Origin of the sequence: Actinomyces oris (assembly GCF_001937445.1) — a bacterium.
GTDB classification, from domain to species: domain Bacteria; phylum Actinomycetota; class Actinomycetes; order Actinomycetales; family Actinomycetaceae; genus Actinomyces; species Actinomyces acetigenes.
Genome location: NZ_MSKS01000003.1, coordinates 14,577 through 31,170, shown reverse-complemented (window position 1 = coordinate 31,170; position 16,594 = coordinate 14,577). Strand labels below are relative to the sequence as shown.

At 70.0% G+C, this 16,594-nt stretch carries 12 protein-coding genes; 4 read left to right on the top strand and 8 right to left on the bottom strand.

Annotated features, from left to right (window positions below; genetic code table 11):
• Window positions 1–64: 64 nt before the first annotated feature.
• The 3 genes from BKH20_RS01025 to BKH20_RS01015 are packed head-to-tail and all read right to left on the bottom strand — an operon-like array spanning window position 65 to window position 6,296.
• Window positions 65–1,933, bottom strand: a complete 1,869-nt coding sequence (locus tag BKH20_RS01025; protein WP_075389588.1) for a DUF5719 family protein — start codon at window positions 1,931–1,933, stop codon at window positions 65–67.
• Entirely contained in the window at window positions 1,930–5,979 is a 4,050-nt protein-coding gene (locus BKH20_RS01020) for a glycosyltransferase family 2 protein (RefSeq protein ID WP_075389587.1), read from the bottom strand. Before BKH20_RS01020 ends, BKH20_RS01025 begins: the two co-directional genes overlap by 4 nt.
• Window positions 5,976–6,296, bottom strand: a complete 321-nt coding sequence (locus BKH20_RS01015) for a WhiB family transcriptional regulator (RefSeq protein WP_003787027.1) — start codon at window positions 6,294–6,296, stop codon at window positions 5,976–5,978. The genes BKH20_RS01020 and BKH20_RS01015 overlap by 4 nt, the downstream gene beginning before the upstream one ends.
• 328 nt (window positions 6,297–6,624) lie before the next feature.
• Between BKH20_RS01015 and BKH20_RS01010 the strand changes: the two genes are divergently transcribed.
• Window positions 6,625–7,440 (top strand): TIGR03089 family protein, encoded by an 816-nt coding sequence (locus BKH20_RS01010; protein WP_075389586.1) that lies wholly within the window; start codon window positions 6,625–6,627, stop codon window positions 7,438–7,440.
• 20 nt (window positions 7,441–7,460) lie between these two features.
• Here the strand turns inward: BKH20_RS01010 and manA are convergent, their stop codons facing one another.
• Both manA and BKH20_RS01000 read right to left on the bottom strand, forming a co-directional pair.
• On the bottom strand, window positions 7,461–8,651 hold the full coding sequence (manA, locus tag BKH20_RS01005; protein ID WP_075389585.1) for a mannose-6-phosphate isomerase, class I: 1,191 nt from the start codon (window positions 8,649–8,651) through the stop codon (window positions 7,461–7,463).
• Window positions 8,652–8,683: 32 nt separating this feature from the next.
• Window positions 8,684–9,265 carry a dTDP-4-dehydrorhamnose 3,5-epimerase family protein gene (locus BKH20_RS01000; protein ID WP_075389584.1) on the bottom strand — a complete coding sequence of 194 codons (582 nt, stop codon included), beginning with the start codon at window positions 9,263–9,265 and terminating at the stop codon, window positions 8,684–8,686.
• A 204-nt stretch (window positions 9,266–9,469) separates the two neighbouring features.
• Here BKH20_RS01000 and rfbA point away from each other — a divergent pair, with 204 nt between their 5' ends.
• Window positions 9,470–10,342, top strand: coding sequence for a glucose-1-phosphate thymidylyltransferase RfbA (gene rfbA / locus BKH20_RS00995; protein ID WP_070660399.1), 873 nt, complete (start codon window positions 9,470–9,472; stop codon window positions 10,340–10,342).
• 82 nt (window positions 10,343–10,424) lie between these two features.
• On the opposite strand, the gene BKH20_RS00990 is transcribed toward rfbA, so the two are convergent.
• From BKH20_RS00990 to BKH20_RS00980, 3 genes are all read right to left on the bottom strand, one after another.
• Entirely contained in the window at window positions 10,425–11,954 is a 1,530-nt protein-coding gene (locus BKH20_RS00990) for a DUF2142 domain-containing protein (RefSeq protein WP_256692960.1), read from the bottom strand.
• A gap of 101 nt (window positions 11,955–12,055) precedes the next feature.
• Window positions 12,056–12,973, bottom strand: a complete 918-nt coding sequence (locus BKH20_RS00985; protein ID WP_430793226.1) for an SDR family oxidoreductase — start codon at window positions 12,971–12,973, stop codon at window positions 12,056–12,058.
• A 159-nt stretch (window positions 12,974–13,132) separates the two neighbouring features.
• A complete protein-coding gene (locus BKH20_RS00980) occupies window positions 13,133–14,254 on the bottom strand; it encodes a glycosyltransferase family 4 protein (RefSeq protein ID WP_075389581.1) in 1,122 nt (373 codons plus the stop codon).
• Between the two features lie 167 nt (window positions 14,255–14,421).
• Between BKH20_RS00980 and BKH20_RS00975 the strand changes: the two genes are divergently transcribed.
• Together BKH20_RS00975 and BKH20_RS00970 are read left to right on the top strand one after the other, a co-directional pair.
• Window positions 14,422–15,534: a glycosyltransferase family 4 protein gene (locus BKH20_RS00975; RefSeq protein ID WP_070660405.1), complete on the top strand. Its 1,113-nt coding sequence runs from the start codon at window positions 14,422–14,424 to the stop codon at window positions 15,532–15,534.
• On the top strand, window positions 15,531–16,529 hold the full coding sequence (locus BKH20_RS00970) for a glycosyltransferase family 2 protein (RefSeq protein WP_075389580.1): 999 nt from the start codon (window positions 15,531–15,533) through the stop codon (window positions 16,527–16,529). Before BKH20_RS00975 ends, BKH20_RS00970 begins: the two co-directional genes overlap by 4 nt.
• Window positions 16,530–16,594: the final 65 nt, after the last annotated feature.

Here is a 16,594-nt window from a genome sequence, read left to right as displayed (position 1 = left end):
AGCCCTACCGTTTTTCTGCCCGGTTACGCGAAGAATGCCCGGTTGGGCGAGAAGAAGGCGTGCGTCAGTCCAGCAGGATGCGGCGCTGGGCCTGAACGGTGGCGTCGGGCTGAGCCGGCACGGTGGAGATGAGCGTGCCGGCCACGTCTCCGTCGGCCTGCGCGGTCACGATGGTCGCGGCGGCCAGGCCGCTGGAGGTGCGCGAGGTCCCCGACGAGCCCTCTTGACCGGCTGCGTTCAGGCGGACGGCGGAGACCTCGGCCGGCACCTCGACGACGACGGAGGCGCCCTTGGCGACCTTGACGTCCTGCTTCCAGGAGCCGTCGAGGGAGGACAGGGTCACCGAGGTGGTCTCACCACTGTTGGCCACGGTGACCGCTGAGCTCAGGGAGGCCGCGCGCGGCACCGCCAGCAGGCCGGAGTCCACGGCTCCAGGCAGCGCGGCCTGCGCCCACGCCTGGTCATGGACGAGGGCCTTGGAGCGCGCTGGGTACTCACCGCCGCTGCGCACCATGCGGGCAGCGGCTCCCACCGGCGTACTCGAGGTGACCTGCACGCCGTAGGTGCCCGCGGGCACGCCCGCCAGCTGGATGTCGAAGACGGAGCCGGCGTCGATGGTCACGGACTGCGCCCCGCTCAGCGGGCGGGCCCCGTCCTTGCCGAGCATGGTCACCGACACGGTCGCCGGGGCCGCTGCGGGGTTGACGATGCGCACGGCCGGGGTGTCGGAGGAGTCGGCGCTGGTCTTGGCATCGGGAACCTCACCCTGTGCGGCGGGCTCGACGATCTCCACGCCGGGGATCACGAGGTCGGTGGCCGGGGCGGATCCCGGGGTGATGACGTCGGTGCCGGCGGGGGTCTCCCCGTCGAGGGACTCGGTGACGAGGGTGGGCACCACGGAGCCGCCGTCGGCCTCGACGGATACGGCAATGCGCGGGTCCTGGCTACCCTTCGTCTCCAGGGCCAGGGAGGAGGAGCCGCCCGCGGGCACGGTGATCTCCCCGTTGCTGGGCAGGCTGAGTCGGCCGATGGAACCGTAGAGGGTGACTTTTGCGGTGGCGGGGGTGACGCCGGGGTTGACCAGTCGCAGCTCGGCCGAGGAGCCCGCCGCGATGGAGCCGCCCACGATCCAGGACATGGCGGCCGGCTGGGTGCAGGGGGCGGCAGTGAGCCCCCGCAGGTCACCGCTCTTGGTCAGAGTCGTCACCGCCCCGACGGCGTTGGCCACCCGGCCGTCCGCGGGGACGAGGGTGAGGATGCCGCCCTCGGCGGTACTCATGGAGGTGGCGGTGTCGGTGGGGATGCTCCGACCCGCGTAGGCGGCCGACTGGGCGCTACCGGCTCCCTTGGCCGGGACGATGGCAGTGGCGGACTCCATGGCGCCGACGTCGGTTCCCCGCAACGTATTGGTGGGCGCGTGCGGGCAGACGTAGGTGGTGGTGCCTCCGGGCTGGGCCAGGCTCAGGGCCTGCAGCTGGGGAGTCGGTGTGGTCGGCGCGGCGTGCCCCCACCAGGTGACGCCTCCGACGGCTGCGGCGAGCGCGAGGGAGGTCAGGACGCCGACGCCGCGGGCGACCGTCTGCCCCAGTGACCGGCGGTGCCGTCTGGTGCTGTTCGACCTTCTCCGACGCTTCGTGGAGGGGTTGCCGGGCTCGGCGGGCCGGGCGGCTTGGGAGACGGCGGTGTCAGTCTCATCCTCCGCCACGGCATCGGTGCGGGAGGCGTCGTCAGCGGCCTCGTCGGTGGAGGCGCTGCCCGAGTCCTGATCCTGGCCGGCGGGGCTGTCGGCGCCCTCGTCCGTGCGCTCGTCGTCGGTCTCGTTGTCGGCCTGCTGCGGGCCCGGGCTCGTCGACTCGTGCTGCGGGGGCTGGGGCTCGGACTTCTCCGGTGGCTCCTGCTGGTTGTCGGCGTCGTCCTGACGGTGCTGCGTCATGAGGCCGTCTCCTTTCCGCGTCGCAGGGGCAGTGCCGCCACCAGCGTCAGGGCCCAGACGGCCCAGATCGTGTAGGTCGCGGCGGCAGTGGACCGGCGGGTGTGGGTGACCACCAGCTCCCCGCCCTCGGAGCCGACCGTGAAGCCCTGCTTCCAGCTGCCGTCCTGGGCGCGAACCGTGGTGGCCTCAAGGCGGCGGCCGTCGAGGGTGGCGCTCCAGCCGGCGTCGGAGCGCTCCACCATGACGAGGGTGCGGGGGCCGGCTCCGGCGGGAATCCGGGTACGGGTCCCCGAACCGGCACCGGTGGAGGCGACCGGGGTGACCTCGCCACCGGAGTCCAGGAGACTCAAGCGGGCCGAGTCGGGGTGCGCCGAGGACGTGACCCGCCAGGAGTTGCCCGAGGCGGTCTGGGCGAGCTGCTCCAGTCCGGGCGTCGAGGCCAGGCCCACGCGGGCCTCGGCGGTGACGGCGTCACCCTCCTGGTCATCGAGCAGGACGACGGCGATGCCGTGGGCCGCCAGGGCGTCGGCGGCCCCCTTGTCCTGGCCGGCGGTGGCGCGGGTGACGATCTGGGCGAGCTCGGCGTCAGCGGGATCGTCCAGGACGAGAGCCTGACCTGAGGAGGCGCTGGTGGGCCTGGTCTGCCGACCGTCCTTACTGGGCCTGAGTCCGGGGTCGGACAGCGCCGCTGCGGCACGGGTGCGCGCCTCGACGTTGACCGCTCCGGGCAGGACGTCGCTGATCTGGGTGCCGGGCCCGCGCCAGATGGTGGCCTGAAGCCCCTGCGGTGTGGAGGTGAGTCTGAGGACTCTTCCGGCCGCCTGCGAGCCCTGGAACTGCTCGGCGATGAGCGGGATCTGCTGGGGCGTGGAGTGCAGCGCCAGGACCCGCGGGTTGCTGGCGCGGTGGGCCTGGTAGGACCAGACGCCGCCGACCACCACCGGGGCGAGCAGGACGAGGCAGGCGACCGTCGTGAAGGCCGCTGTGAGGCGGCGCGATCGCCTCCGCCTCGCCGTGGGGCCACCTGCCGGGGAGGAGGCCGCGTCGGCATCCTTCCGGCTCCTGCGATCCAGGGCACGACAGCCGCCTCTGGAACGCTGCCCGAACAGGGCCCAGATGGTCTCTCCGGCGGTCAGGGCCGCTGCGAGGAAGCCGCTCAGCGCCAGGGAGAGACCAGCCCCGGACCACCCGTTGACGGGAGCCAGGCCGCTTCCGTCGACGTCCGGGCCCAGCCCGGTCGAGGTACGCAGGCATAGCCCGGCCAGGAGGAGACCGCCCACGGCCAGAAGGATGCCGGTGCGGGCCACCCGGACGCGCCGGGAGACGAAGAGCCCGATGACGCCCAGGGCCGGGACCAGCGCGAGCAGTATCCGCAGCAGGACGCTTAGGGCCCCGGAGGACACAAGGACGTCCAGGTCCATCGGGGAGCCGACCAGCAGGTCGAGGCTGCTCGGCGCCGGTGCGGAGACGGGCAGGCCGATGTCGGTCAGCAGCAGCCGGACCCCTTCGACCCACCCTGCGCTCCGACCCAGGCGCCAGGCGCCCCACCAGGCCGGGGCGGCGGTGACCAGCATGGGCACCAGGGTGAGGACGAGCTTGAACCCGCGTCGGGTGGTCACCGACAGCAGCAGGATGATGACGGCCAGCACGGCGGCGGTGGCCGGGACCGCCGCGACGACGACGCTCAGCAGCAGTCCTGCGACTGCGGCGGCCGTCGCCGACCCGTAGCCGTACTTCTCGGTGGGAGGCAGGTCGACCTCGGCCTCCCGTGCGGCCTGGGCCCGGGCCGCACGGCCGGTCTCCTGCTCATCCTCCCCGCGATCATGAGCCTCATCGTCCGAGACGTCATCCGGGGCGGGGTTACTGTCAGCCTCCCCGTCCTGGGCGGGCTCGGCATCGCCCTCAGCATTCACTGCATTCACTGCGTCCGCAGCATCCACTGCGTCCACAGCGTCCTCAACGCCCTCGGCCCTCGAGTCGGCCTGTGCTTCGGCCTGCGCCTCCTCATCCAGGTGGGCGAGGTCGGTGACCTTCTCGGTGGAGAAGCGGTCGAGCTCGGCGCGCTCGTCGTCGGTGAGCAGGTGGGCACCCACCAGCCCGGACAGAACGAGGTCCCGTCGGTCGGCGCCTACCGCGCGGGCCAGGGCCAGCAGCGCCCAGGGCAGGACGAGGTGGACCAGGAGAGCGCCGAGGCGCCCTTGGCCCAGGGCGAGCAGGAGGCTGGGGGACAGGGCCCACACGAGTGCCGCCCAGGCCCGTAGCACCACCTTCCGGGTCATCGTGCCGGCGGCGAACCAGGCCCCCAGCGCCGCCAGGGGCAGGGCCAGGAGAACCAGGGCGCTGATGAGCGCGCTGGTCTCCAGACCCACCAGTCTTCCCAGGGCCGCCGGTAGGGCAAGGATGGCCAGCAACGGGGTGACGCCGCCCGGGTATCCGTCCGCGGTGGCGATCCAGGTGCTCCAGGCGCTGTCCCACATCTGACGCCAGTCACCGCTGAACAGGGGCAGGGCCCCGCCGGTGATGGAGCGGGTCAGCAGCAGCCGGGACAGGCCGTAGGTGCTCAGTACCAGCACCAGCACCATGACCGCGCTCAGGGTGCGGCGCCGGCTGCGGGCCAGTGCGGCGAGCTCGCGCAGCTCGAGCTCGCTGGGAGCTGCCGCACGGGCGCGACGCTCGCGCTCCTGGCGGGTGCGGTCGCGACGCACCCCGCGGATCTCGGCCGCCGTGGCATAGAGGCGCCCCAGCGCGGACGCAGGCACCTTGGTGTGTTGAGCGAGCCGGCGTCTGGCGGCCCTGACCCGTCGGCCGCGTCCGGCCACGGCCAGAGCCGCACCGAGCTCGTCGCGGGCCAGCGCCGGCGCCTTGGAGGCCAGGCGCCACACGAAGCGCATGAGTCCGAGGATGACGAACCAGGTCAGCAGCAGGCCGATGGGCCGGGTGGAGAAGGCCGCCCAGTTGGTGAGCTGGGCGCTGCGCCGGGCCCGGAAGGACCTCTCCGGGTCGGGCTCGGGCAGCGCGACCTCGATGGCCTCGGCGTCGGTGCGGGGCTGCGCATCGGAGGAGTGCGAGACGGACGCGGGGCGGCGAAGCCCCTGGTAGGAGGCCCGTCGGTGGCGGATGACGGCGGTGGGTTCAACGATGACGCGGTATCCGGCCAGGCGCGCGGCGCGCGAGAACTCCAGACCGTCGCCGAAGGGGCCGAGCCACGGGGCGATGCCGCCGATCTCCTCCCACACGGCCCGGTCGACGAGGGCGCCGGCGGTTCCCACGGCCAGGACATCGCTGCGGTCATCGTGCTGGCCCTGGTCGACCTCGCCGGGGACGATGTCGTTGGCGCGCCGGGCCGAGGCGGTAGCGCGCAGCCCGACCTCCAGAAGCAGCTCGGGGTTGTCCCAGCCCACCTGCTTGGGCCCGACGACTCCCACGGAGCGCGCATTGGTCGCGGCAGTGAGCAGCCGCTCGAGGCAGTCCTCAGCTGGGGCGGAGTCGTCATGGAGCAGCCAGAACCACACCTGGTGCTCCGGCATCTCCGGGGCGGCCTCGGTGGGAGCCACGAGCCGCTGCTCGTAGGCGGTGATCGGTGACAGCGCCCCGGTGGGGCCAGTGATGGGGCCCGAGCCCGACAGCAGCAGGTCCCGCACCGAGGTGCGCGGCCCGTTCGAGGTGGTCTCACTGTCCGAGCCCTCTGCGCCGTCGGCGCCCTCCGAGCTGCGGCGCTTGCGGTTGCCGGCGGCCACGAGTCCGGCGTAGGCGGTCAGCCCCCGGGAGACGGCGTCTCCGAAGTTCTTGGCCTCCTTGGCCCTGACGACGCGCACCGCGGTGACGGCATCCAGCCCCGACCGCTCCACGAGCTCCTCGATCGGGGTCCCGTCCCCCAGCCCGTTGGCTCGCGAGGCGACATCGACGACGAGGACGACGTCGGGCGCGCAGGTTTGTGAGGTGATCGCGGACAGTGTCTGCGCCAGAAACGGGCTCGCCCCGGCCGACACGACGACGGCCAGGGCTCCTACCCGACTGGCTCCCTGTGTGGAGCCGGCGGGGTTCATACTGCGCGACGCTTGAGCTTGCGCCGCTCGCGCTCCGACATGCCGCCCCAGATACCGAAGCGCTCGTCGTTGGCGAGGGCGTACTCGAGGCACTCCTCGCGAACCTCGCAAGTCGCACAGACTCGCTTGGCCTCGCGTGTGGAACCGCCCTTCTCAGGGAAGAAGGCCTCAGGGTCCGTCTGAGCGCACAGAGCGCGCTCCTGCCACGCCAGAGGACCTTCATCGACGTCGTCACCGCCACCGAAGAGGAGTGACAGCACCTCCGCGTCAGGCTCCTCTGGGTGCTTCAGTGGGCCGTCGCCGAGGATGTTCCACATGCCGGCCTCCCTTCGATCCGAGCTTCTTGCCAGTAAGAATTACATGCGTGTGAGACAAGGCCAGTCAAGCCGGGGAGGGAAACTTCACCCTCTCGTGACCGTCGACATCATTCCTTGATATATCAAGGAATACCCCCATCTGGTTGCCACCATATGTTGACTTCCTACAAATCCCCTGAGAGGCTCCCGCTACCTGACTGACAGCAGAAATACCCACGGTGTTCCAGAGAATTTCAGGGCGCCTGACGCATGGTGACACATTGCCCCGACCGACTGGACATTACCAGGGAGGTTCCTGAAAGTCCGTGGATCTGCTTCAATCGGTGTCATGCCAGATCCCCTGCTGCCGCTGCTCCCCGGCCCTCAGGATGCCGACAGGCCGTGGCTCATTTGTTATGGAATCGACGAACGAGTCGAGCTGACCGGACACGTCCTGTCCATGTGGCTGGCGAAGACCGCGGGATTCATCACATCGGAGTCGGCACCCGGTGATGGAGTCCATGTGGCACTCCCTCCTCACTGGCGGACCGTCGCCTGGGCGTGCGGTACGTGGCTGGCGGGGCGCAGTGTGCTTCTGGGGAGCAGCGAGGAGATCCGTGCCGCCGGCCTCGTCCCCGAGCTGAGCGTGGCCTTCACCCCGGAGAGCCTCTGCGAGGAGGCCGAGGCGCAGGTGCTGGTCCCGTCCGCCTCGCTGGCGCTGCGCTGGCCGGGCGACCTGCCCGCTCTCGTGCTCGACGGCGCCGCTGACCTCATGCACTATCCCGACCACTTCACTCCGGTGAGCGCCGCTGGCGACCTGACGTGCCTCAGTGACCTGACCGCTGAGATGGCAGTGCCTGCGGATCCGGGCGCTCCTGCGGGCACCGTCCCGTCGGGCGACGGGCCCACCATCCTCACGCGCGCCCAGCTGGTGGCCCGGGTCGAGGCGGCCGGCGCATCCACGGGGGCCGACAAGGCCTCCGCCTCGCGTGCCGTCCTGGTGCGCAGCCCCGACACGGCCCAGATGCTCCAGGAGGTCCTGGTCGCCTGGCGCACCGGGCGCACGGCGGTGGTTCTCACCCCCGAGGCGGGTGACGACGTCGCCGCGGCCGCCGTCCGGCAGGAGGGCATCACCGAGTGGGTCGGCGGGTCCCAGTCACACTGACGCCCCGTTGAGCACAGGGGTCAGGGGACGTCGGCCTGGACGAGGGTCCCCTCCCCCTCCACGAACAGGCTGCGTTCGTCGGCACCGACGAACACGGCCTCGCCCTGGGCGAGGGTCTGGGAGTCGGCCTGGGACACCAGGGTCATGGCGCCCTCGACAGCCAGGAGGATGCGCGGCCCCCGCCCGGGGACCGGCAGGCGCCCGTCGGCGGCCACCACGGTGGTGACCATGAGCTCGAAGTCGTCCACCGGCGCGTAGTAGGCGCGGGTGGCACGAGAGAGGTACTCGGGGGCCGGGCGCACCGGCGGCGCCGCCACGTAGTCGACGCAGGCCAGCATCTCGGAGACGTCGATGTGCTTGGTGGTCAGTCCGGCGCGCAGCACGTTGTCCGAGGAGGCCATGACCTCCACGCCCAGACCGGAGATGTAGGCGTGCACGCTTCCCGCGGGCACGAACAGTGCCTCACCGGGCTGCAGGGTGACGGGGTTGAGCAGGAGCGCGGCGGCGATGCCGGGGTCTCCGGGGAAGGTGTCGGCCATCTTCACGACGTTGGAGTCCACCCGCAGCGACGGGGAGGTGCCAGCCTCGAACCTGGCGGCGATCTCAGTGACGAGGGCGTCGATCTCCTGGGGGCTTGGACGGGTGGCGGCCGAGACGACGTCGGAGAAGACCTGCCGGATGCCGTAGCGGGTGGGGTTGAGACGCAGGGTGCGTCGCATCCGGCGGGCCAGGGGGCTGTCCAGCCCGGAGAGGACCTCGACGGCGCGGCGCGGGGCCCGGAAGCCTGCAACGGCCTGGAAGCGGGTGAGGGCCAGGACCATCTCCGGCTTGTGGTTCGTGTCCTTGTAGTTGCGGCAGGGGTGGTCCAGGGCGATGCCCGCCTCGTTCTCCAGGGCGTAGCCCTCGGCGGCCTGGGCCTGACTGGGGTGGACCTGGAGGGACAGGGGCTGCTCGGGAGCGATGAGCTTGAGGAGGAAGGGCAGCCGGCGCCCGAAGCGCCAGATGATGTCCTCACCCAGGAGACGCTCCGGCTCGGCGTCGATGAGCTCGGACAGCACGCCGCCCTCGGCGACCTGGGCGGGACCGGCCGGGTGGGATCCGTACCAGGCCTCGGCCCAGGGGGCGCCGTCCTCGGCCCTGCCCAGGAGGGCGGGAATGGCCGAGGTCGACCCCCAGGCGTACCGCTGGCGCGCCGGCTCAAGTCGTCTCATAGCGCCTCACCGTACCGGTACGCGGGCACGTCCTAGGCCTGGGCCCCGGGAGCCGGGAAGGGGGTGACGTCGGCCAGGCGGGGGTGCGCCTTGTCCTTGTCGGAGAGGATGGCCTCACTCAGTGCGATCGGCCAGGGCACGTTCACCGTCTCATCGGCCAGGTTGAGGAAGGTGTACTGGGCGTCGGGCGACCAGTGGTCGTTGACCAGGTAGGTGTAGGCGGTGCCCGGCTCCAGCGTCTGATAGGCGTTGCCCACGCCCCGAGGCACGAACACCGCCACTGACGGGTCGATCTCGCAGGTGTAGACGGCTCCGAAGGAGGGCCCCTCGCGCAGGTCCACCCAGGCGCCGAAGACGCGGCCGGTGGCCACCGAGACGAACTTGTCCCAGGGCTCGGCGTGGATGCCGCGGGTGACCCCGACCTCGTTGTTGAAGGAGATGTTGTTCTGAACCGGCCCGAAGTCCGGCAGCCCCAGGGCCAGCATCTTCTCTCTCTGCCAGTTCTCCTTGAACCAGCCGCGGTTGTCCCCGTGAACAGTCAGGTCGATCCGCAGGAATCCCGGAATCGGCGTCTGCTCGATGGCGAGCGGCTTGCCCAGCTCGATCTGCCCCATTGATGGCCCCTTCTGTGCGCACTGGTCTCGGTCTCGGCGCCACCGTGTCTGCGAGACGCCGCCGTGCGAGTCTATCGACGCGGCCTGCTCGATACCCCTCAGACGGGGCCGCCAGGGACGGAACGTGCCGGGAACCACGGAGAAGAGCTCCCGATCCACTCGATCCTGGCGCCATTCGGGGCCGGAATGGGTCATGCTTGGGGCATGCGAGGAATCATTCTGGCCGGAGGCTCCGGCACGCGACTCAACCCGATCACCCTGGGGACCTCCAAGCAGCTGGTCCCCGTCTACGACAAGCCGATGGTCTACTACCCGCTGAGCACCCTCATGCTCGCCGGGATCCAGGACGTCCTGGTCATCACCACCCCCCACGACGCCCCCTCCTTCCACCGTCTCCTGGGCGATGGCTCCCAGCTCGGCGTCAACCTGTCCTACACGGTTCAGCAGGAGCCCAACGGCCTGGCTCAGGCCTTCGTGCTGGGCGCCGACTTCATCGGCGATGACAGCGCCGCCCTGGTCCTGGGCGACAACATCTTCTACGGCCCCGGCATGGGCACCCAGCTGCGCCGCCACACCAGCCCCGACGGCGGTGTCGTCTACGCCTACCAGGTCGCCGACCCCACGGCCTACGGCGTGGTCGAGTTCGACGAGAACTTCAAGGCGATCTCCATCGAGGAGAAGCCGGCCCAGCCCCGCTCCAACTACGCCGTTCCCGGCCTGTACTTCTATGACAACGACGTCGTCGAGATCGCGAAGAACCTCAAGCCCTCCGCCCGCGGCGAGTACGAGATCACCGACGTCAACCGCACCTACCTGGAGGCCGGCAGGCTCACCGTGGAGGTCCTGCCCCGCGGCACCGCCTGGCTCGACACCGGCACCTTCGACTCCCTGGCCGACGCCACCGGCTTCATCCGTACCGTCCAGCACCGTCAGGGCCTCAACATCGGCGCCCCCGAGGAGGTCGCCTGGCGCATGGGTTTCATCGACGACGAGGGCCTGCGCCAGCGCGCCGAGCCCCTGGTGAAGTCCGGGTACGGCGCCTACCTCCTGGGCCTGCTGGAGAACCAGCAGTCCTGAGGTACCCGCTGGAGCGTCCGGCGCGCTCCTCTCCTCATGCCTTGTGGGTGGGTGGTGCCATGGCGCCACCCACCCACAGTGCTTACGAGTCCTGCGTCTCCTCTTGCCGCTGAGGTGCACGCGTCAGCATCGCCATGGCGACTCCTAGAGCCGCAGTGGCGAAGCATGTCGTGAGGAACCAGACCATCATGGGCGAGACCGGCACGCTCCACCACCACTCGATGTGCTTGTTGAGATTGAGCTCCCACCGCTCGTGGATTCCCTGGACGAATCGCAGCAGCAGCGTATGGAGGGTGATTGCCTGACACAGCGAAGCGCAGACGGTGACCCAGACGGCCTGCGGAACCGTGAACCACGCGTCTTCATCCTGGTCAACGGCCAGCATGAGGAAGAAGGTGGGGGCCAGCAGCGGGAAGATGTACCGGGCCTGGTAGAGCTCGATGTGTTTCATGGCCCCGTTCGCGTAGAACACGGCAGGAAGGAGGACCATCGCCCCCACGATGATCGCCATGGAGGTCCACTTCCGCCACCCGCCACGGCGTAAGGCGATGGCCACGAAAGCGCCGGCCGCCATAATGGTGAGCACGTAGGGGGTTCGAGTTTCCAGAGGAACGTCGTACCACCCCGGGGTCCATGTGTGGCCCCAAAATCCACCAAGATACTTCGGGGCGCTCTCCAGCCCAATGATGAGCCTCTCGAAGAACGACTGCTTGCTGGCAGATTTTGCAGGATCTGACGTTTCAAAAGCGCTCAGGAAGTAACTGATCTTCGACACCTGGGACGAGGCCATGAAGGTGCCGACCCCAAGGAGGGACACTCCGCTCAGGGCTCCCAGCCCTATCCATCCTCCGCGTTTCCATGGCACCACGAAGAGCAGGGCAAGGCCGACGACGAGGAGGAAGAATGCGGAGTCGTATCGGGACGTCAGACACATGACGGCACCGATCACTGCGCAGATCACCAGCACAGTACGCCGGCGCCCCTTCTGCTGGGTGGCCATATACGTCGCCGCGGAGTAGGCCAACAGCCCTGAGAGGGACCAGGAGCTGGGGTTGTTGGAGGCGATGAAGTAGATCCCCATCGGCACCCAGGAGGCGGCGATCGCACCCACGAATGGTCGCCTCAAGCGCTGTGGCGCACAGAAGCCGACCGCCCCCAGAAGCGCCACGGCGATGAGCACGTTGACGGCGCGCATCACCAGGACCGAGGTCTGTACGTCCTTGCCGACGAAGAGGTGGTGAAAGTGGTAGTAACCGATCGGGTACGCCCCGCTATCATCAAAGCGTTTGGTCCACGCCATCTCCGAGTCTCGATAGCCGAGCGCACACCTCGCCGATCTATCCGGCTGGAAGTTGTAGCACTTCATCGAGTCGTCCGACACGGCAACCGGGACCCGGGCCACCGGATCACCGTTCATCACACTGGTCTGGCAGTACTTCCCCGCTGGGCGGGGACACCAGATGCTCCCCAGGTGGAAGTCCTCATCAGGAGACGACTCCACCGGCGAGGACACCGCCCACCCGAGTCCGGTCAGCAGCATGAGAACCAGGAGGAGCCCACCGACCAGTGCCGGGCGCCGGGACAACGTTGCCCCGGTCTTTATGCGACTCATGGGCAGTCGTGAGTATGTGGTGAACTCACGTCTCATACAGATCTCCGACAGGAAACAGGGATAAGAAGGGATGAGAGGGATGCAATCCCACGAGGGACAACCTACAGCAGGCCTTGAAGATAAACGTTCAGACGCTCCGTGGAGTCAGCCGGGCTGAAACCTGTGGCCTTGATCCTCGCCAGGTCCAGGACCGAGCTCAGTGGCCGCGGCGCGATCCCCTCCTGACCGGCGTAGTACTCCTCAGTGGTGACGGGAGTGACCTCGTCGGGGCTGTGGCCGGCCTTCTCATAGACCCGCTTGGCGATATCGGCCCAGGAGAGGATCGGGCCGTCACCAGAGAGGTTGTAGGTGCCGAACTCGGCGCCCGAGGTGATGAGGTGGATGATGCCGGCTGCCAGATCGGAGGCGAAGGTGAGGCGCCCGGTCTGGTCGGCCACAACCCGTGGGCTGATACCGCGCTCGGCCAGGGAGAGCATCGTCTTGACGAAGTTCTTGCCATCGCCGACCACCCAGGAGGTGCGCACCAGGTAGTGCCGGGGGCAGACACTGACGGCGGCGTCCCCGGCCGCCTTGGACTGACCGTAGACGCCCAGCGGCGAGGGGGTCTCCTCCTCGGTGTGGACAGCCGTCACGCCGTCGAAGGTGTACTCGGTGGACAGGTGCACCAGGGTCAGGCCGTGCTGGACGGCCGCTCGGGCCAGGTTGACCGGCCCGACCGTGTTGGCCCGCCAGGACAGCCGACGGCCTTCAGGGGTCTCCGCCCCGTCCACGTTGGTCCAGGCCGCAGCGTTGATGATGATGTCGTACCCCGACCAGTCCCAGGCGGACATGGCGGCCGTATCCGAGATGTCCACCTCGGGCAGGTCGACGCCGGTGGGGTCGAAGCCCGCCTGCGGCAGCAGGGCCATGAGCGCACGCCCCAGCTGACCGTTGGCGCCGGTGACGAGAACACGTCCGTGTGTCTTCCTTTCTTCGCGCCCGGCACGAGGGAGGGCGGTCCCCTCAGTCTGCAGAGGCATGATCTCGTTCACTGGCCGTCTCTTCCTTCTCACCGAGCGTTGTCCTGCTGACGTCTCATAAGAGTCATCAACCTGTCGATGAACATTACACGAGTGCGCCGGCCGTCTCGGCCGATATCACTGAGGCCAACGGCATGCTGCACGACACGGGCACAGAGATCAGCGTTCCATGGCGGCGTGGTAGGCCTCGACGTGCGCCTGGGCGGAGGCCCTCCAGGTGAACTCGGCGGCCCGATCCAGGGCGGCGACCCCCAGTTCCTGGCGCCGCTGGGGCTGGGCGTCCAGGACCACGAGGCCTCTGGCGATGGCCTGGGGGTCCGATCCGCAGTAGGCGACGGCGTCGCCCCCGACCTCCGGAAGGCTCAGCTCGCGGGTGGTCAGGACGGCGGCCCCGCAGGCCATGGCCTCCAGGACCGGCAGGCCGAAGCCCTCGCCGACGGAGGGATAGGCCAGGATCTCGCATCCGGACAGGAACCCGGGCAGGTTTTCCAGGGGCAGGTAGCCGGGCCTCAGGACGGTCAGGTGCCGGGGCACCTGGGCCAGGGCGGGCTCGATGTCCTCATCCCACCCGGGTCCGCCGGCCAGGACCAGGGCTGGGGCGTCCTCGCAGTCGCGGAAGACGCTGGCCCAGGCGCGCACCAGGTTGGGAACGTTCTTGCGGGGCTCCAGGGTCCCCAGGAAGCCGATGTAGCGCCGGCCCTCCAGCCCGAGGGAGGCGGCCACGCGGGCCCGTTCAGCGTCGTCGACCGGATGGAACACGGAGGTGTCCACGCCGTGGTAGGCGATGTGGAAGCGCTCGGGGTCGCCACCGACGTACTTGATGGTCTCGTCGCGGGTGGCCTGCGAGGGGACGACCAGCGCGTCGGCCCGCCGCACGGCCCGCCGGATGGCGTTGGTGAAGAACTTCTGCTTGATGGGCGAGTGCGCCTGCGGGTGGGAGAAGAACGTGGCGTCGTGGAGGGTGACGACCACGGGCACCTGGTGCAGGGCCGGGAAGGTGTAGTGGGGCGAGTGCAGGACATCGGGGCGGATCCGGTGGATGAGTGCCGGTAGCCCCGTCTGCTCCCAGGCCATCCGGGCGCCGCGCGACTCCATGGGCTGCGAGACCGGGAAGAGGTGGGCGCGGGGCACCTTGGTGGAGAAGTGCGCCACGTCCCGCTGCTGGACGGCCATGGCCAGGTTGACGCCGCAGGCGATGAGCTCGGGGACCAGGTCGTCGACATAGCGCCCCACGCCTCCGAGATCAGCCGGGATCGCCGTCGCATCAAGAAGAACCTTCATGACGGCAGGCTACCGCGCCGCGCGCGCTCACCCCGTACTCTGAGCCCATGAGCGCAGATCCTTCCCGCCCGGCGCACTCCCCGGCTCCTTCCCCCTCCCCCGTCTCCCGCACCACGTCCTCCACCGTCAACGGCTCACGCCCACCGACTCGCCCCCGCGGCCCCCGGGTGGGCATGGTGGTGGAGCAGCTGTGGCAGCCCGTCCCCGGGGGCTCGGGCACCTACATCGTCGAGCTCGCCCAGGCCCTGCGCGCCCGGCGGGTGCCCGTGGCCGGGATCACTGCCCATCACCAGGGGGCTGCCTCACCCCGCCAGGTCGGTCTACCACCGATGCCCATACGCTCCTCCCACCTGCCTCGCACCGCACTGTACGAGTCCTGGAACCGTCTGGGGCTGCCTCGGGCCGAGTCCATCCTGCCCGGCGCCCAGCTCATTCACGCCACGACCTGGGCACTGCCCCCCACCTCGCTGCCGCTGGTCGTCACCGTGCACGACCTGGCCTTCCTGCGCTCACCCGAGCACTTCACCGCGCGCGGCAACGCCTACTTCAGCCGTTGCCTGGAACGAGTCATCACCGAGGCCAGCGCCATCGTCGTCCCCTCCCAGGCCACCGCCGACGACTGCATCGCGGCGGGCATCGACGCCGCCCGCCTCTACGTCATCCCGCACGGAGTGCGCACCCGTGCCGTCACCGAGGAGCAGATCCGGGGCTTCCGGGCCACCCGGGGCCTCACGCGCGACTACATCCTGTGGACGGGTACGCGCGAGCCCCGCAAGAACCTGCTGGGACTGCTGCGGGCCTTCGCACTGCTCATCGAGGAGCACGACGACGCCGGTGGCCTCGACCTGGTCCTCGTCGGTCCGGCCGGCTGGGGCGACGACGCCGCCGAGCGCGAGCTGCTGACTCGCCTGGGTGATCGGGTCCACGTCACCGGCAGGCTCGACGACGATGAGCTGGCGGCAGCCTACAGCGGCGCCCGCGCCTTCTGCTTCCCCTCCATCTGGGAGGGTTTCGGCCTGCCGGTCCTGGAGGCCATGGCCTACGGAACCCCGGTGGTCACCAGCGCCGGGACCTGCATGGCCGAGGTGTGCGGACAGGCCGGCCTGCTGGCCGACCCCGCTTCGCCGCGTGAGATCGCAGGCCGGCTCGCCCGGGCCATCGGAGCGGAGCACGACGAGCTGGCCGAGGCCGGCCGCGAGCGCGCCCGAACCTTCACCTGGGAGGCCTGCGCCGCCGCGCACACGGAGGTCTATCACGCCCTCATCGGGGGTGCGGTGTGACCCAGCCCGTCAGGCGTCCCTCAGCTCGCGTCGTCATCGTCAACTGGCGCCAGGCCGAGCTGACGATCCGGGCGGCCCGCTCCATCCGTGAGCAGCTGGGAGACGGGGACCGGCTCGTCGTCGTGGACAACGCCTCCGGTGACGACTCGGCCGGGCGCCTGCGCCGGGAGGGGTTCACGGTGGTCGAGTCGAGCGAGAACCGGGGCTTCGGTGCCGGCGTCAACCTCGGCGCCCGGGGCATGGCTGAGGATGTCCTCGTCCTGCTCAACAATGACGCGGTGGCCGAGTCCGGCTTCCTCGAGGCGCTCCTGGCCCCTCTGAGCGACCCGCCGTCCGCAGTGGCTCCGGCCGCGGCGACGGCGCGGATTCTGCTGGCCGGCCGCTGGATGCCGGCCGCCCCGGGGCAGCAGGACGCACTCGTCTCCCCGCGCACCGGGCGGTGGACCCGGCTCGACGACGAGGCCGCTGCCCGCGGCGAGGGGGAGGTCCTGGTCAACTCCACGGGCAACCTGGTGGACGCCTCGGGCAACGGCTATGACCGGGACTGGCTGGTGCCCACCGAGCGGGAGCACTCCCCCAGCGAGGTCTTCGGCCTGTGCGGGGGCGCTTGTGCGATCCGGCGTGAGGCGTGGCAGGCCCTGGGGGGCTTCCGCGAGGACCTGTTCATGTACTACGAGGACACGGATCTGTCCTGGCGCCTGCGTGAGCACGGTTGGCGAGTCGTCTACGTGCGTGAGGCGGTGGCGCGCCACGAGCACGCCTCCTCCTCGGGCACCGACTCACCGATGTTCATCCGGGTCAACGCCCGCAACCGGATTCTGACGGCCGCCGCCCACAGCCCTGCCCCGGTGGTGATGCAGGCGCTGGCCCGTACGCTGGTGCGTTCCCTGCGGGGGCCGCAGCGCGGCCCGGTGGTGGCGGGACTTGTTCAGGCCGTCGCCGGTCTGCCGCGCGAGCTGCGTCGACGGGCGAGGGATTCGTCGAGTAGCCAGTGATCGCGGCACACAACTACGCCGTTTGTACCCCTAACCGTTACAGTTACTGAACCGACATCGTCAGA

What these genes read in the sequence shown, in the direction of transcription:
- BKH20_RS01025 (WP_075389588.1), bottom strand. Translation starts at nt 1,933, where the DNA reads ATGACGCAGCACCGTCAGGACGACGCCGACAACCAGCAGGAGCCACCG.
- BKH20_RS01020 (WP_075389587.1), bottom strand. Translation starts at nt 5,979, where the DNA reads ATGAACCCCGCCGGCTCCACACAGGGAGCCAGTCGGGTAGGAGCCCTG.
- BKH20_RS01015 (WP_003787027.1), bottom strand. Translation starts at nt 6,296, where the DNA reads ATGTGGAACATCCTCGGCGACGGCCCACTGAAGCACCCAGAGGAGCCT.
- BKH20_RS01010 (WP_075389586.1), top strand. Translation starts at nt 6,625, where the DNA reads ATGCCAGATCCCCTGCTGCCGCTGCTCCCCGGCCCTCAGGATGCCGAC.
- manA (WP_075389585.1), bottom strand. Translation starts at nt 8,651, where the DNA reads ATGAGACGACTTGAGCCGGCGCGCCAGCGGTACGCCTGGGGGTCGACC.
- BKH20_RS01000 (WP_075389584.1), bottom strand. Translation starts at nt 9,265, where the DNA reads ATGGGGCAGATCGAGCTGGGCAAGCCGCTCGCCATCGAGCAGACGCCG.
- rfbA (WP_070660399.1), top strand. Translation starts at nt 9,470, where the DNA reads ATGCGAGGAATCATTCTGGCCGGAGGCTCCGGCACGCGACTCAACCCG.
- BKH20_RS00990 (WP_256692960.1), bottom strand. Translation starts at nt 11,954, where the DNA reads ATGAGTCGCATAAAGACCGGGGCAACGTTGTCCCGGCGCCCGGCACTG.
- BKH20_RS00985 (WP_430793226.1), bottom strand. Translation starts at nt 12,973, where the DNA reads ATGCCTCTGCAGACTGAGGGGACCGCCCTCCCTCGTGCCGGGCGCGAA.
- BKH20_RS00980 (WP_075389581.1), bottom strand. Translation starts at nt 14,254, where the DNA reads ATGAAGGTTCTTCTTGATGCGACGGCGATCCCGGCTGATCTCGGAGGC.